This is a genomic window from Streptomyces sp. C, from assembly GCF_000158895.1.
GTDB lineage: Bacteria > Actinomycetota > Actinomycetes > Streptomycetales > Streptomycetaceae > Streptomyces > Streptomyces racemochromogenes.
This window is the reverse complement of the sequence record NZ_GG657751.1, coordinates 274,894-289,999: the sequence shown is the minus strand read 5'-3', so window position 1 is coordinate 289,999 and position 15,106 is coordinate 274,894. Positions and strand designations below refer to the sequence as shown.

At 73.0% G+C, this 15,106-nt stretch carries 11 protein-coding genes and 1 pseudogene; 6 read left to right on the top strand and 6 right to left on the bottom strand.

Going from position 1 to position 15,106, the window contains the following annotated elements; genetic code table 11:
- Positions 1–2,640 (bottom strand): annotated as a pseudogene (locus SSNG_RS42690) (hypothetical protein); the annotation flags it as partial.
- Between the two features lie 1,195 nt (positions 2,641–3,835).
- Here SSNG_RS42690 and SSNG_RS34615 point away from each other — a divergent pair.
- The gene (locus SSNG_RS34615; RefSeq protein WP_007268625.1) at positions 3,836–4,015 is read left to right on the top strand and encodes a hypothetical protein; all 180 of its coding nucleotides are present in this window, start codon (positions 3,836–3,838) and stop codon (positions 4,013–4,015) included.
- A gap of 94 nt (positions 4,016–4,109) precedes the next feature.
- Here the strand turns inward: SSNG_RS34615 and SSNG_RS34610 are convergent, their stop codons facing one another.
- A complete protein-coding gene (locus SSNG_RS34610) occupies positions 4,110–4,772 on the bottom strand; it encodes an NAD(P)-binding domain-containing protein (protein ID WP_206731427.1) in 663 nt (220 codons plus the stop codon).
- A 76-nt stretch (positions 4,773–4,848) separates the two neighbouring features.
- On the opposite strand from SSNG_RS34610, the gene SSNG_RS34605 reads away from it, so the two are divergent.
- Positions 4,849–5,199 (top strand): helix-turn-helix domain-containing protein, encoded by a 351-nt coding sequence (locus SSNG_RS34605; protein WP_007268623.1) that lies wholly within the window; start codon positions 4,849–4,851, stop codon positions 5,197–5,199.
- 95 nt (positions 5,200–5,294) lie between these two features.
- Here SSNG_RS34605 and SSNG_RS34600 read toward each other — a convergent pair whose 3' ends face one another.
- Entirely contained in the window at positions 5,295–6,242 is a 948-nt protein-coding gene (locus SSNG_RS34600) for a WYL domain-containing protein (RefSeq protein WP_007268622.1), read from the bottom strand.
- A gap of 102 nt (positions 6,243–6,344) precedes the next feature.
- Here SSNG_RS34600 and SSNG_RS41440 point away from each other — a divergent pair, with 102 nt between their 5' ends.
- A complete protein-coding gene (locus tag SSNG_RS41440; protein ID WP_042804638.1) occupies positions 6,345–6,833 on the top strand; it encodes a maleylpyruvate isomerase N-terminal domain-containing protein in 489 nt (162 codons plus the stop codon).
- Here the strand turns inward: SSNG_RS41440 and SSNG_RS34590 are convergent.
- The gene (locus tag SSNG_RS34590) at positions 6,743–7,360 is read right to left on the bottom strand and encodes a recombinase family protein (RefSeq protein WP_128637619.1); all 618 of its coding nucleotides are present in this window, start codon (positions 7,358–7,360) and stop codon (positions 6,743–6,745) included. The genes SSNG_RS41440 and SSNG_RS34590 overlap by 91 nt on opposite strands.
- Before the next feature lie 301 nt (positions 7,361–7,661).
- On the opposite strand from SSNG_RS34590, the gene SSNG_RS34585 reads away from it, so the two are divergent.
- Together SSNG_RS34585 and SSNG_RS34580 are read left to right on the top strand one after the other, a co-directional pair.
- Positions 7,662–8,327, top strand: coding sequence for a helix-turn-helix domain-containing protein (locus SSNG_RS34585; RefSeq protein ID WP_042804637.1), 666 nt, complete (start codon positions 7,662–7,664; stop codon positions 8,325–8,327).
- The gene (locus SSNG_RS34580) at positions 8,324–9,658 is read left to right on the top strand and encodes an MFS transporter (RefSeq protein WP_007268618.1); all 1,335 of its coding nucleotides are present in this window, start codon (positions 8,324–8,326) and stop codon (positions 9,656–9,658) included. Before SSNG_RS34585 ends, SSNG_RS34580 begins: the two co-directional genes overlap by 4 nt.
- Positions 9,659–9,727: 69 nt before the next feature.
- Here SSNG_RS34580 and SSNG_RS34575 read toward each other — a convergent pair whose 3' ends face one another.
- Positions 9,728–12,769: a Tn3 family transposase gene (locus SSNG_RS34575; RefSeq protein WP_128637618.1), complete on the bottom strand. Its 3,042-nt coding sequence runs from the start codon at positions 12,767–12,769 to the stop codon at positions 9,728–9,730.
- 69 nt (positions 12,770–12,838) lie between these two features.
- On the opposite strand from SSNG_RS34575, the gene SSNG_RS34570 reads away from it, so the two are divergent.
- A complete protein-coding gene (locus SSNG_RS34570; RefSeq protein WP_128637617.1) occupies positions 12,839–13,210 on the top strand; it encodes a TIGR03086 family metal-binding protein in 372 nt (123 codons plus the stop codon).
- A gap of 46 nt (positions 13,211–13,256) precedes the next feature.
- Here the strand turns inward: SSNG_RS34570 and SSNG_RS34565 are convergent, their stop codons facing one another.
- A complete protein-coding gene (locus SSNG_RS34565; protein ID WP_050780015.1) occupies positions 13,257–14,861 on the bottom strand; it encodes a hypothetical protein in 1,605 nt (534 codons plus the stop codon).
- Positions 14,862–15,106: the final 245 nt, after the last annotated feature.

Genomic DNA, 15,106 nt, shown 5'->3' with positions numbered 1-15,106 from the left:
CACGCCGGTCAGCGCGGCGAATCGAGCGGCCGCCGATTCCGGCACCGGGAGCGGGCCGTGCTCCTCGACGGCGGCGATCAGCGCCCGCAGCCGGGCGGCGTCGTCCCGTTCCACCCGGACCGGCCGGGCCCCCGGAGCGGCCGCCGGCACCGGGTCGTCCGCCCCGTCCCCGACGGCGGCCGCCACGAACCAGCGCTCCGAGCCCCCGGGCCGTACCGCGGCGGAGACGACGGTGGTGCCGCGCGCACGCAGCCCGTCCAGGACCTCACCGGCCGCCCGGCCGGCCCACCACCGGCCGCCCGCCCGGGCGAACGGCTGGTCGGCCCAGGTGTCCAGCAGCGCGATCAGCGCGGCCCGTTCCCCGTCCGGAGTGGGGGCCACCGCCGCCCGCCAGGCCGCCGCGTCGATCGTGCCGAGCAGCTGCGACCAGTCCTGCGGCGGCGCCGGCGGCGACAGCCGCCGCACCTCCTCCGCGATGGTCCCCGCCAGGCAGGCGCCGTCGGCCACCAGGGCGCTCAGCGTCGCGGGCAACGCCACGTCCGCGGTGCGCCGCCAGGCGTCCCTCTGCCCGTACGACACCAGCCCGCACAGCGCGGGCAGCAGTTCGCCGTCCGGCACGGAGCGGCGCGGCAGGACCGGCGGCGCCTGCGCGAGCAGGGTCGCCCGGCGGTGCAGGGCGAGCCGGCGCTCCTCCACCCGCAGGGCCCGGGCGGCGACGGCCGCCACGGCCCGGGCCAGCACCGGGTCGGTGACGGCGGGCAACTCGCGGGCCACCGCTGCCCCCAGCGCCTCCGCTCCGGTGCGGGCGGCCTCCAGCAGCGCCTGCGCCGTCTCCCGGCTCACGGCGCGCAGGGCCCGGGAACCGGCCGCGTCCCGGGTCCGCAGCAGGTACCAGAACGCGGGCGGCAGGGCCACACCGCCCGAGGCGGTGGCCTTCCGGACGGGCTTCACCCGCGGGTGCCGGGGCGAGGCGTGCCCGTCCAGCTCCCACAGCAGGACGCCGTCCGCCGCGTACGCGCGCACGCCCGTCCGGGTCTCCGCCTCGGCGAGCACCACGTCCTGGGCCGCTCCCTCCGGCGGTGCCCACAGGCCCCACGGCTCCTGCCCCGGCCGGTCGATGTCGAAGAGGGCCTTGCGGCCGTCGATGCTCTCCAGGAGGTAGTGGTCGGGTGCGTGGTCGCGGTGCCGGGTGCGGAACAGGATGCGGGTGCCGACCAGGCCGTCCCGGCTGCCCAGGGGTGAGCCGGTCAGGCCGTCGGGCAGCGGCGCCAGCTGCAGGGCCTCCCTGGCGAGGCTCATGCCTGTCTCGGACGGCTCGGCGGCGGGAGGGGCCGGATCGGCGGGGGCGGTGGGAGGGGCCGGATCGGCGGGGTCGGCGGGATCAGCCCGATGAGCCGGATCGGCGGGACGGGCCGGATCGGCCGGATCGGCGCCGGCCGGGCGGCCCGGGAAGTCCGGCAGGGCCACCGGGCCCCGGGGCTCGCCGGAGACCGGGTCCGCCAATTCCCACGCCCGGTCGTTGAAGACGCCGTTGACCCAGATCCGCGCGCCGTCGCCGAGCTGGAGCTCGTCGCCGTCGATGCCCTCGCGGCCGCCCGGGCGCAGGACCCGCTGCCCGGAGTGCCGCCCGCCCCCGTCGGCGGTCTCGAACTGGAAGCCGTACGCCCCGTCGAGGGAGCCGCCGAAGGGCACCAGTCCGCTCGACTGCTCCGGGGCGAAGGGCTCGTCGGGCCGGTCGGCCCACACGGCGGTGTCGCAGAAGTACGGGCTCGGCTTGAGGGTCCAGCTGACGAGGAAGGAGCCGCCGACGTAGTGGACCGCGAACATGGTCGCGTCCTCGGGCACCGTGAAGCGGCAGGAGCCGCGCACCCCGTCGGGGGCGACGGCCACGGCCCGGTCCCGGCCGAAGACCGTCAGCACCGGCCAGGTGGAGGTGACCCCCTCGACCCCCGGCAGGGGTGCTTCGGCTTGCTCGGGGCCCGCGCCCGACGCGAAACCGGCGTACACCGACTCCAGCTCGGGCCAGGCCAGCTCCTCCGGCAGGCCGGCGGCCAGCGCACGCCGCAGCGCGCCCTCCGCGCCCGCTCCGGCCAGGGCGTCGGCGATCCCGCCGAGCGCCGTCACCGTGGGCCGGTCCAGCAGGGTCTCCAGCTCCGCCAGGGACTCCTCGGCCCCGGCCATGCCCCCGCCGCCGACGGTGTCGACCAGCTTGCCGACGCGCGAGGCGACCTCCTGGGCGATGCCCTCGTTGCCCGGCAGCAGGGTGATGGCCGTCCCGGCCCGGCGGGCCCGCGCCATCGGCCGGTTCGGCAGCAGGTGTCCGTGCACGGTGCCCTCCAGCCGGGGGCCGAACACGGGGTCGGCGGCCAGCGCGGCCATGTCGCGCCGGGACCGCTCGCCCCAGAACCGCATCCGCGTCTCCGGACCCGGGTCGACGACCGCCACCCCCGCCGCCAGCAGGGCGTCCAGCACGTCCGCGTCGAAGCCCTGGTAGTGGTGCCGGGTGGTGTGCGCCGTCACCGGGCGTCCCTCCGCCCGCAGCCGCGGCCCCAGGACGCCGACCAGGTCGAGGAATGCGCCGGGCAGCGGCTGGCGCGTGACACCGCCGCCGCCGGCCCGGGTGTACTGGTACATGTGCACGAAGTGCCCCACCCAGCGGTTGCAGTCCGCCGTCCGGCACGATCCGCCCGTCGGCCATCGCCGCGGCCGCGCCGCAGCCGCCGAGCAGCCGCAGCCACGCCCCGCCGTCGGTCGCCCCTTCCGGGAACACCTCCACCAGCCCGGCGGACACCGCGTCCGTCGGCGGATGGGCCGTCAGGACCGCGCACGCCGCGTCCAGCAGGGCGTCCGGCACGGACTTCTTCCGGGTGGCCGACAGGATCGAGCCGGTCATCCGCGCGGTCTCGTCGTCCCCGTGTCCGGCGGCCCTGGCGGAGGCCCGGACCCGCCGCACCAGGTCCGCCGGCAGGTCGGCCCGCGAGCCGGCCCACGCCGTGAGGAACTTCTCCAGTTCCGCGTGCGCGTCGCCGGGTTCCAGCGTCGCGGTGAGGAAGCGCTGGTGGGCGCCGAACTCCTTGGCCGGCATGGCCCCGCCCGCCGCGAACAGCAGCGCGTTCGCCCGGCGGTAGCCGGGATCCACCGGCAGCCCGTGCTCCGCCTCGGCCGTGCGCGCCGCCGCGTAGGCCCGCCCGCCCGGCCGGCTCCCGTACCCGATCAGGCGGTGGCCGACCGTGTCCCAGAACCAGGGCAGGTGCGCCGGGGGCAGCTGCCGCGCCCGGTACGCCATCGTGTCCACGAAACCGCCGGGCTTGTGGTGGGACCGGCGGAGCTCGGTGCTCATGAACCCGATCAGGTCGCGGGCGACCCCGGCCGCGGCCGGGTCGTGGGCGGCGGCCCAGTCGGCGTAGGTGGTCGAGGTGTGCGTACCACCGGAGGGCAGCAGGGATTCCAGAGAAACGATCACGCCTGCGATCGTCGCACGGCACGCTGACACGCCGGGTGGGCGTCCTCGGGGAGGAGACAGCCGGCGCGGGATGCCGCAGCTCGGGCAACCGGTCAACGGTCTGCCCGCGCACGCGCACGCGCACGCGCCCGCGGTCCGGTGCGGGCTCCTCGGCCGACCCGCAGATCCGCATGCCTGAGACGGGGCACAGCGGGCAGACGCCCTCCAGAGGCTTTCCTGAGGGGCCGCGGGGGAGACGCCTCCCCCCTTCTCCCCCGCGGCCGGGTGGAGCTGCCCAGGACCAGCGGCTCCACCCCCGACCGCCTGCCAGTCCGGTCCGTCGCCGGCCTGCCGAGCACGTCACGTCACCGGAGCGGAGAACGGGAGCGCGCGATGGGAACGAAGGACGAGACCGGAAAGCCCGCGGGCGCCGACCGGGAGGGCGTGGGCCCCGGCAAGGCCGGCGCGCCGCAGCGCCGCTCGGAATCCCGGGACAAGCTGCGCGAGCGCCAGGAGAAGGACCGCCGCGACTCCTTCGACGAACTCCTCGACGAGCTCGACCACCGGACCTGAGCGGGCGCTGCGGGCCCTGCCACCGCCGGTGCCCCTGCCACCGCCGGTGCCCCTGCCACCGCCGGTGCCCCGGCCGCCCGGACGGCCGTACGTGTCACGCGCTTCCGGCAGCACCCGGGCCCGTCGCATGTGTCAGCGGCGGCACGATCGCCCGTACGTCCGCCTGCTCCGCCACCCACAGTCCGATGAACAGTGCGGCGGTCGCCTCCAGCAGTCCGGCCCGTTCCAGTCCGCCTGCGGCCACCGGCTCACAGCCCACGTCCCGCACCAGCTCGTACACCCTGGCGAGCGCGGCCTCGTCGTCCCCGCAGACCGGAACGGCGAGGGGCTGACCGTCGAAGACCGGCGGAGTCATCCGCCACACGTCCTCGTGACAGAGGTTGAACGCCTTGACGACCTGCGCACCCGGCGCCGCCGCGCCCAGTCGGGCCGCCGCCGAGGGGCCGCCGTCGGTCAGCAGCCGGAAGCCGGGCCCGACCGGGTTGGCACAGTCGAGCAGGACTTTCCCGCTCAGCGTCGCGTGGAGCTCCTTGACGACGTCCTCGCCCGCGCCGTACGGCAGCGCGGCCAGGACCACCTCGCCGAAGTCCGCCGCCGCGTGCAGGCTCCCGTGCCCCGCGCCGCCCCGGACGTGTGTCGCGAGCCGTCGGGCCTTCCGCTCGTCCCGGCCGCCGACGAACACCTCATGCCCGGCCCGCACCCAGTGCGTGGCCAGAGCGTCCGCCATGTTCCCCGTCCCCAGCACACCGATCTTCATGGATCCACCTCTCTCCGCGGTTGCCGCAACCGCCTTCGGGACGACATTAGGGAGCCCGTCAGGCACCATTCGGTACGTGACGACGGACGACTACCTCGCCGATTGCCGGGCCCGCCTCGCCTTTGACCTCCTCTCCAACACCTGGAACGCCGTACTGCTCTGGGTCCTGCGCGACGGTCCCCGGCGCCCCGGCGAACTCCGCCAGACCATCGGCGCCATCAGCCCCAAGGTCCTGACCGAGACGCTGCGTCGGCTGGAGTTCAACGGCCTGGTGGAACGACACGCCTACGCCGAGGCTCCGCCCCGCGTCGAGTACGAACTCACGGCTCTGGGACGGACGTTGCTCGGCCCGATCGACGCGTTCGGCGCCTGGGCCTTCGAACACGGCGATGAGGTCATGGCAGCCCAGGACCGAAACAGCAGGTGACGGGTCAGTGGAGGTCCTTCCGGAAGGCGTAGTAGTCACGGTCGCGGTGTCGCCGCCGAAGGCGGCGGCGGGGCGGGCGGCGCCGGGGCGGGCGGTCAGTCGTCCGCGTACGTTCCCGTGAGTTCGGCGCCGATGCGGGCCAGCCACTGGCGTACCTCCGGCGGCTCCAGCACCTCGACCCGCGCGCCCAGCCCGGCCAGATGCCCCGCCAGGGCCTTCGCGGCGGGGCCGTCCACCCACACCTCGGTCCATCCGTCCGGCAGTGGACCGCCGACGCGCACGCGGCCGCCGAGGAAACGTTGCAGCAGGGCCAGGGCGTCGGGGCGGACGCGGGCACGGGCGGTCACCGCGTGCATGCCGTCCCGGAAGGCCCCCGACAGGGCCCGCCACGCCGTGGCGAGGTCGAAGTCGGGCGGCCGCACCACCGGTTCGCCGGTCGGCTCTACGGAGGTGACCCGGCTGAGCCGGAAGGTGCGCAGGCCCTCCTCCGTACCGGCGACGAGGTAGTCCACCCCCGCCTTGGCCACGAGCCCGAGGGGGTCGACGGTGCGCTCGCCGGCCGGCTTGCCGACACCGGCGTAGCCGAGGCGGACCCGGATCCCGTCCACGACGGCGCCGTGGAGCGCGGAGCGGTGGGCGGCGTCGGCGGTGACGGCGTTGCAGGACCAGTCCGTGGCGTCGACGACCCCCGCACGGGTCGCGGCCTGGGCCTGCTCCCGCAGGGGCGGCGGCAGGGCGCGGACCAGCTTGCGCAGGGTGGTGCGCAGTTCGGGGGTGGCCGAGAGGGGGCCGGTGACGAGGAACAGCGCCCGGATCTCTTCGGCGGTCAGCCCGGTGAGGTTCGTACGGGCCCCGCCGACGAGCGACCAGCCGCCGCCGCGGCCGCGCTGTGAGTAGACGGGGATGCCGGACGCGGCCAGGGCCTCCAGATCCCGGCGCGCGGTGCGCTCGGACACCTCCAGTTCGGCGGCCACTTCGGGGACGGTGACGCGGCCGCGCTCCTGGAGGAAGAGCAGGGTCGCCACCAGCCGGTCGGCTCTCACGTGCCTCGTTCCTCCTGTGCGTGCGGGCGTCCTCGTCGGCGCGTCCCATTCTCCTCGGAAAACCGGCCAGGAGGTGGCCACTTTCGCTCGCAGGATGAAGCCATGGACATCAACAAGACCGAGCGGCCCGTCGAGACCCCGTTCGATTCCACGGACTACACCGCCGACTCCTCTTCCTCCTCTTCCTCCTCTTCCTCCTTCGATCCGCGGGCCGACCTCGCCGCCGCCGTCGAGCTGGCGGGCCGTACGCTGGCCGCCGTCCGGCCCGGGCAGTACGACGCCCCCACCCCTTGCGAGGAGTTCGACGTACGGCGGCTGTCGAGCCACCTCGTCGCCGTCGTCCGCCGGATCTCGGTGATCGGGCGCGGCAAGGACCCGTTCAGCGTCCCGTCCTTCGCCGACGAGGTCGCCGACGGCGGATGGGCGGCGGCCTGGGAGCCGGCCGCCCGCGAAGTCGGGGTGCCGGTAAGAACCGTGTCACCAGCCGCAAACGGCGGTGATCAGTCCCTGGGCTGGGTCGGTCGCGGCAGCTCGGCCGTGATAGTCGCCTCGGTGAGCGCCTGGCGGCCGCCCTTCAGCTCGGGCACGTAGTTGTAGATCGTGTTCCTGGAGACGCCGAGGAGCTTGGCGATCGAGGTGACGGTGTTCTCGGGGCGGGCGAGCAGGTCGCGGGCGTGGCGTACCTGTTCCTCGGTCATGGCCGGCGGGCGGCCGAGTCGGGCGCCGCGGGCGCGGGCGGCGTCCAGGCCCTCATGGGTGCCCTGCACGATGAGTTCGCGGATGAACTCCGCGAGAGCGGCGAAGACGTGGAAGACCAGGCGCCCGCCCGGGGTGGTGGTGTCGAGTGCCTCGTGGAGCGAGGTGAAGCCGATACCGCGCTTGCGTAGGCCGGACACGATGGCGATGAGGTCTTGGATGGAGCGGCCGAGCCGGTCGAGCGACGGGACGACGAGAGTGTCGCCGGGCCGCAGGTAGTCGAGGGCCTTCGAGAGTTCTTCGCGCTCGGCGTTCTTGCCAGACTTCTTGTCCGAGAAGATCCGGCCGCATCCCGCATCGGTGAGCGCGTGGATCTGACGGTCGAGCAGCTGGCCCTTGGTGGACACACGTGCGTATCCCACAAGGTCGCCGGTCCGCACGGTCGGAACAGGGGCGAGGAGATCGACGGCGTCATCGTCCGAAGGCTGCTGCACCCCCAGATCGTACAGAAAACGGTGCCCCTCACGTTCTTGAGCACATCGACTTTCTGACACCGTTTTATGGGCATGATCCGGCGCAGATCGGACCGAGTGCAGCCGCTTACCGATCTTGCTCATCAATCGGTCGATAGATGAGCGGCGGTATCGATCGCGCATTGAACCGCAAAGAGTTCTTCGCGAAGAACTCTTTGCGAAGAACTCTTTGCGGTCTACCGTGTGCCGCATGGCTGATGCAGTGGAGAGGCCGGACGGCCTGAACGTTGAAGAGGACTCGGTTGTCCTGGATGCCAAGGGGCTGCGTGCCCTGGCGCATCCGGTGCGGGTGCAGTTGGTCGGGCTGCTGCGGAAGTACGGCCCGTCGACGGCCACCCGCCTCGCGGAGCGGCTGGGCGTGAATTCCGGTACGGCCAGCTACCACCTCCGGCAGCTCGGCGCGGCGGGCTTCGTCGAGGAGGACACCGAACGCGGCAACGCACGAGAGCGCTGGTGGCGTTCCGTGCACCGGACAACCTGGTTCAACGATTCGGAGCTGGCCGAACAGGAACCCGAGGCCGCACTGGCCTACCAGCAGTCCGTCGCCGCCATCTACACCCTGCGCACGCAGCAGACCCTCAACGGGCTCCAGACGATGCCCCGCGCATGGCGGAACACCTTCGACATGAGCGACTGGTCCCTGCGGCTCACGCCCGAGGAAACGGCCACCCTGTATGAGGAGTTGAAGGAAGTCATCGTGCGCTACCGGCGAGACACGCCGGAGACGGCGGCAAGTGCCCCCGAGGGAGCCGAACGAGTCTCCGTGATCACGCACATCCTGCCCGAACTGGATGCGCCTGCCGCAGCTTCGCTCCCTTCTGGCCCTCAGGACGCGGAAGGAAGTCCGACGTCATGACCGACGACACCTCGGAGGCCGGCGGCATACCCGGCAAGAGGTCCTTACGGCCGCTGGTCGGCGTGCTGGCGGCCATGGCCGTGTCGCTGACCGGCACTCGGATCTCCCTCGTGGCACTGCCCTGGTTCGTCCTCGTCACAACCGGCAGCGCCACCCAGACCGGACTGGTCGCCTTCTGCGAGATGACTCCCTACGTGGTGGTCAAGGCGTTCACCGGACCGCTGGTGGACCGGATCGGCCCGCGGGCCGTTTCCTGGACCACCGATCTGGCCAGCGCGACCGCCGCCGCCGCGGTTCCCCTGTTCCACACCCTGGACCTGCTGTCCTTTCCGCTCCTGCTGGCCCTAGTCGCGCTGATCGGCGCGGCCCGGGGACCCGGCGACCTGGCCAAGGAGGTGATGGTCCCGGAGGCGGCCGAGCGCGGCCTGGTGCCACTGGAGCGGGCCACCGGTCTGGCCGGTGTGACCGAGCGGCTCGCTTCCACCGTCGGCCTAGCGGTCGGCGGATCCCTGGTGGCGCTGCTCGGTCCCCTGACCGGACTCGCCGTCAACGCGGGCTGCTTCGCCCTCGGATCGGTGATCGTCAAACTCGCGCTGCCTCGCGGCATGGGGCACGCGGTCGAGGAAGCCCCCTCGCAGGCCGGGGGAAAGGGACCGGGCTACTGGCGGCGGTTCCGCGAGGGCTTCGCCTTCCTGCGCGGCGAGCCTCTGCTGCTCACCGTCATCGTCATGGTCGGCATCACCAACCTGCTGGACGCGGCGTTCGCTTCCGTGCTCGTACCCGTCTGGGCCAGGGAGTCCGGCAGCGGGCCGGCCGCGATCGGCCTGATGGGCAGCGTAATGGGGGCTGCGGCGGTCGGTGGGAGCCTGATCGCCGCGGTGGTCGCGCACCGGCTGGGGCGGCGGGTCGTGGTTCTCACCGGGTTCCTGCTGGCCGGGGCACCGAGGTTCCTGATCCTCGCCATCGATGTCCCGTTGTGGGTGGTACTGGCCGTCTTCGCAGTCAGTGGGTTCGGTGGCGGCTTCGTCAACCCAGTGCTGGGGGCCGTCCTCGTCGAGCGTGTACCGCGCCGGATGCTGGGCCGGGTCAACGCGCTCGGTGACTCGCTGGCCTGGGCCGGTATCCCTCTCGGCGGGCTGATCGCCGGGGCGGCGGTGACGGCTGTCGGACTCGTGCCGGTGCTGCTCGCCTGCGGCGCCGCGTACCTCCTCACCACGAATCTGGCTGGGCTGCGGCCGGAGTGGCGTGAGATGGACCGTACGCGTGGGCGAGTCCTGAAGCCGCATTCCAAGGAAGACGTCTCACAAGGCAGTGCTGATGTAGCGACATGACGTTTACGGAAGGTAGGTGGCCCATCTGGTCTTCTCCCTCCCACCACTCCCTCTGACCACGCTCACGCTTCACGCACGCTCAGATGACTGTTGGTCGGCGGCGTCCGTCGGAACTCGGGGGCCTGGAAGTTTGACCGCAGCAAGGTCGAGGCGGGTGTCCATGTCGAGGTTGACCTCGCCGTAGGGGCGTACGTGGGACCAGAACAGTGGGGTCAGGCCGCGACGGTCGGCCGGTGTGAGGAGGTCGGCCCACTCGGGTTCGCTGAGGATGTCCTGGAGCATGAGGGTGTTCACGTAGACCAGGGCGGACTGGAGGATGCGAAGACACAGAACGAACATCTCCTGTTCGTCGCGCCGGTTCGAGGCGATCTCCCCGCCCTTGCCGTAGGCGATCACGGAATTCGCGCCGTTGGAGGACTCCATGACGTTCAGGCCCTCCTCGATCTCCCGCTGGAGGTCCCGCAGCCGCAGGTAGCGGGCCACGAAGATGGTCTTCTGGGCGCGGCCGACCTCCAGCATCGCGGCGTAGGTGGGGTGGGAGGCGTTGCGGGTGAAGCGGCGGAGGATCGCCTCGGTGGAGGCGGTGCGGGTCCGGATCGCGGTGGCGTACTTGATCATCTGGTCGTACTGCTGGGCGATGAGTTCCCAGCGGATCGGGCGGGTCAGCGCCGGGGTCAGCTTCGGGTAGGCGTCCGGTTCGCCGGCCACCGGTCGGTAGAGCTTGACCTTGTTGATCCGCTTGATCCTGGGCAGCAGGTCGAAGTTCAGGAGCCGCGTGATGCCGAACCCGATTTCCGACTGACCGTGCGAGTCCGTGTAGTTGGCTTCCACGTCCATGGTGGTGCCGTGCCGCATGGCGCCCTCGATCATCGCGGCGACCTCGGAGGCGGTGCAGTTGATCAGCTGGGAGTGGATGGCCAGGGACTTCTTCTCCACGTGCCAGTAGATGAGCACTCCGCGGCCGCCGTAGCGCGAGTGCCACTCGGTGAACAGGTTCTGGTCGTAGGCGCGCACATGGGTGGAGTCGGAGGCGACCGCGGTCGAGCCCTGGCCCCACAGCTCGGTGCTGCGGGCGGCGAAGGTGGCGTTCGCGATCTGGATGGCGATGGCACGGGCCGCGTCGGCGGATAGATACCGGCGCCGTACGTAGCGGAGCTCGTCCTCGGTGTGCCCGTGACCGCCGGACGCCACGGCCTTGATCCCCGTGTTCGTGCCGTACGCGTAGATGACCAGCAGCAGGCGTTCGGCCAGCACCTCCGCCGAGAGGCTGCCGCCGCCGGAGACGGAGGTCACCGCGTCCAGGCAGCCGGTCCGCAGCACCGCTTCCTTCAGCATGTCCACGAGCGGCACGATGCCCCAGCGCCTCTGTACCTCGCCCTTGATCCTGCGCAGGTTGCGCGGCTCGGGCTGGGCCTCAGCCGCCGTGAGCCGGATCGCCCCGGACTTCCGCTCGGCGATGTCCAGCCAGGACAGCTTGGGCAACTGCTCGTTCAGCAGGGACAGCTCGGCCGTCATCTGGCCACGTAGTTCGTCGATGAACACCGAGGCGTCCAGCGGCTTGCGCAGCTCCCGGTAGTTCTCCGCCCGCCGGGCCTCGAAGTCCTGCGGCAGGTCCTCGTCCGGGTTGCGCCACCTGTCGGCGCCGACCACCCAGATCTCCTTGCACTTGAGCTGATCGCGCAGAGCCTGGAAGGCGACGACCTCGTAGACCATGCGCACCACCCGTCGCCGGCCGCGCTTGTCCGTGCGGTGCACGACCTCCGCCCAGTCGCCGCCCATCGCCTTGTGGACCGGCACCGTCTCGCCCAGGGGGTAGTACGTCGTGTTCCCGGCACTCGCGTACCGGGCCACCAGTGCCAGGGCCTCGATCACCGGCCGGTGGGCGTGGTTGCTGGAGCGGAACTCCAGCACGTTCAGCAGCTTGATCAGCCCGCGCCGGTAGTGGTTGGTGTACGACGCCTTCAGGGTGGTCTGCACCGTGCGCCGGTAGACCGGCCCGCGGGTCTTGAACTCGTGCACCAGCTCCCGCAACGTCGCCTCGCCCCCGGACACCGCCGGGAACACGACCTGCCGAACTGTCCCCTCCGGGGTGCCGAGCGAGGCCTCGGCGAGCTTGAAGAGGATGTTCTCCTTGCCCGACACCTTCTTGAACGCGTTGACCAGCTGCTCGGTGACCTTCTTCTCCGCCCGCGCCCCGATCCGGTGCACGGTGGAGATCAGCAGCTCCACCAGCGTGTCGGTAATCTCGCGCTCCCGTTCGTGCAGGAGCGCGGCCAGCAGGGTCACCCGCAGTGGCACCGGGTGCGTCCGCAGGTGGGAAGGCGACTCCACCGCGGCCCGCGCCCGCCAGCCGGCCAGGACCTTCGGTACCACGTCGATGAACAGATCCGGAGGCAGGCCGACTGCCCGCACCGCCAGGAGCTTGTCGATCTCGGTGAGCATCGTCTCCAGGCTCACGTTGCCCGGAGCCTCCTTGATCTTCCCCAGCACCGGCGGCCCGTCCTCGCCGTCGATGCCTCCGTCACCAGCTCCGGCCTCATCGTCATGGTCGGTCCCGCTGGCCACCAGAGCCGTAATGCGCACAACGCTCTCCGCGGTCAGCCGCGAGGAAATCCGGGCCGTCAACGCCTCCTCGGCCGCCCGCAGGGCAGCCGCGACGATCCGGTCGCACCGCCCCGGCGTGGGCGGCTCAATGCTCTCCACACGGCAACGCGCCAGCAACTCCACCCAGACCTGCTCGGGCCTGCGTTCCTTGTGCGCAACGTGCTCGGCCAGGTACGCCGTCAGCTTCTCCGCGTCCGCGACGCTGCATTCACGGAAACCGAGATGCCCCCGGATCTGCGCGCGGTGGTACTCGACCGTACGGCCGGTCCACTCGTAGAAACCCAGCTCAGACGCAGGAACCTGCACCTGCCGGGCCACGAACTCCACGGCCTCGCTACGCAGCTCCGCCCGGCCTCGGGGAAACCGTCCATGCTGCGTGTAGAACTTCAGCAGGACGGCGAAGCCAAGCCGCGTCGCGCCACGCTTGCCGGACACAAGCACCTGCTCGTCCTTCAGCAGCGTCCAGTGCTCGACCAGCTCATCCAGGTCCAACGGGGTACGGGCCACGGTCGTAGATCGTCCTCGCGTGAGCTCACACACCGCAGCCGTACAGCCTCGGGCTCACCCGCACGAGGGATGCCCTCGCAAGATCACCGCCGTTTGCGGCTGGTGACACGGTTCTTACCAGCACCCCAAGTCGCGGAGGTGTGGGCGGACCCGGGCGTCCTCGGCCGGCAGCTGCGCCTGCCGATGGGCGTCCTGCCGGGCGCGGCCGCCGCGGCCGTCTACACGCACGAACTCACGGTGCACACCTGGGACCTGGCGAAGGCGACCGGACAGGACCCGGACTGGGACCCGGCCCTCATCGAGCGGGTGATCGGCGTCGTCCGCCGCGCCCTTCCGGCCGAACCCCGCGGCGGGCGGATCCCGTTCGCCGACGCGGTGGCCGTGGACCCCGGGGCCCGGGCCATCGACCGTCTGGTGGCCTGGGCCGGACGCCGGCCCTGAGCGCCAGGGCGCCTCAGCGCCTCAGCGCCTGGGCGCGTAAGGCCGGTCACGGGGCCGGCGTCGCGGTTCCCCGGGCCCCGGACGTCGAGACCGTGCCGTAGGACCGGAGGGTGTCGGCCGGGTCGCCGGGGCGGCCCCGCAGGGTGGCGTCCAGGAAGGCGAGGGTGGCCGCGGCGACGAGGCGCGGGCTCTCGGCGCGGCCCAGGGTGCCGACGATCGAGGGCACCGGCGGCAGGTAGAGCGGGCCGTCCATGAAGGTGAGGTGCCCGGCGCCGGGGACGGTGAGCCGGTGGCTCGTCGCGGTGTTGTGCTGGAGGGCCTCGGTGAGCCGGGGCAGGTAGCGCGGGTCGGTGCCGGCGGTGATCTCCTGGGTGAGCGCGAGCGCCGGCTGCGCGAGGGCGGGCGCGGTGGGGCCGTGGGGGTAGCCGTCCAGGTCGACCACGGCGTCGAACCGGTGGTCCTGCCGGGCCGCCTGCAGGGCGGCGGCTCCGCCCAGGGAGTGGCCGGTCACGGCGGCGCGGCCGGTGTCCAGGCGTCCGGTCAGCGGGTCGGCGGTCCCACTGGTCCCGCCGGTCTCACCGGTCTCACCGGTCTCACCGCGGTCCAGTCGCTCCAGCCGGGTGAGGACGAAGCCGAGGTCGGCCGCCCGGACGGCGGTCCAGCCGACGGCCAGCTCCTCGTCCCTGTCGCGGTCCCCGGAGGAGGCGGTGGTGGCGCGGATCGTGCGGCCGTCGGCGAGGACGACGACGCTGGAGTCGTACGGGTGGTCGAGGGCCGCCACGAGATAGCCGTGGCTGGCCAGCTCCTCCGCCCAGGCGGTGTTCTGGGACCGCACCCCGCCCGACCCCGGGGAGAAGAGGACGACCGGGAACCGCTCTCCCCCGCCGGCCACCGGGGCGTCGACGACCGCGCGGCTACGGGCCCTTGCGACGCCGTCGACCAGGAAGCCGGGCAGGCCGGCGCCGTCGGCGAGGGCCCCGGAGACGGTCCGCGCCTCGTCCTGCGTACGTCCCAGGTACTGGGCGCGGGGGACGCCGGCGGGGCTCTTCCGGGCCGGGTACCAGAGCTGGACCACGACGGTGCGCCGGTCGTCGGGGTCGGCGGTGAAGCTCTCGGGGCGGAGCGGGTCGGTCCACTGGAGCACCCGGGTGCCGACCGCGAAGTCGCCCGTCGGCTCGGGGAAGACGGGCACGGGGAAGGCCCAGGCCGCCACCGGGCCGGTGGCGATCAGGCCGGCGCAGGCCAGCGATCCCGGCAGGGCCAGCCACCAACGGACCCGCCGTGCCGGACGGCCGGTACGGCGCCGCAGCAGGGGCGGGAGGGCGAACGCCGAGGCGACGGCGGCCCCGGCCAGGACCGGCAGCATCTGCCAGCGGATCCCCACGACGCCCAGCACGATCGCCGACGGTACGAGGAGCGCCCCGGCCGCGAGCGTGCCGGGCCGGCGGGCGGCCGGGGGGAGCCAGCGCGCCACCAGCAGCGCGACGGCGCCCAGCAGGACGAGGACTTCCGGAAGGGACACGGACAGGGGCAGGGACGGGGACAGCGGCAGGGACACGGACAGCGGCAGGGACATGGACAGGGGCAGGCACAGCCCCGGGACGGTTTCGGTCACCCGGCCATGCTCGGCGCCGGGCCCGCGCCGCCGCATCGGCCCCGGGTCGCCGCCGACTGCGACCGGGATGGCAACCGGCGCGGGCCGCGGTGCGACCCGGGTGGCAACCTGGCACCCCGGACCGGCGGCCGGCCTGCGACCGCGGGAGGTGGCGGGCGTCATCCTGTGGTCGTACCCGGGCCCGTGCGGTTCCGACGGCGGGCTCATGTGCGGCGCGGACCCGCGGCCTAGGCTGCGGCTGTACGCGGTGGCGGCCCGGCCGGGCCCGGCCGCCACGACGG

What these genes read in the sequence shown, in the direction of transcription:
- SSNG_RS34570 (WP_128637617.1), top strand. Translation starts at nt 12,839, where the DNA reads ATGCCCTCGCAAGATCACCGCCGTTTGCGGCTGGTGACACGGTTCTTA.
- SSNG_RS34610 (WP_206731427.1), bottom strand. Translation starts at nt 4,772, where the DNA reads ATGAAGATCGGTGTGCTGGGGACGGGGAACATGGCGGACGCTCTGGCC.
- SSNG_RS34565 (WP_050780015.1), bottom strand. Translation starts at nt 14,861, where the DNA reads ATGCGGCGGCGCGGGCCCGGCGCCGAGCATGGCCGGGTGACCGAAACC.
- SSNG_RS34615 (WP_007268625.1), top strand. Translation starts at nt 3,836, where the DNA reads ATGGGAACGAAGGACGAGACCGGAAAGCCCGCGGGCGCCGACCGGGAG.
- SSNG_RS34585 (WP_042804637.1), top strand. Translation starts at nt 7,662, where the DNA reads ATGGCTGATGCAGTGGAGAGGCCGGACGGCCTGAACGTTGAAGAGGAC.
- SSNG_RS34580 (WP_007268618.1), top strand. Translation starts at nt 8,324, where the DNA reads ATGACCGACGACACCTCGGAGGCCGGCGGCATACCCGGCAAGAGGTCC.
- SSNG_RS41440 (WP_042804638.1), top strand. Translation starts at nt 6,345, where the DNA reads ATGGACATCAACAAGACCGAGCGGCCCGTCGAGACCCCGTTCGATTCC.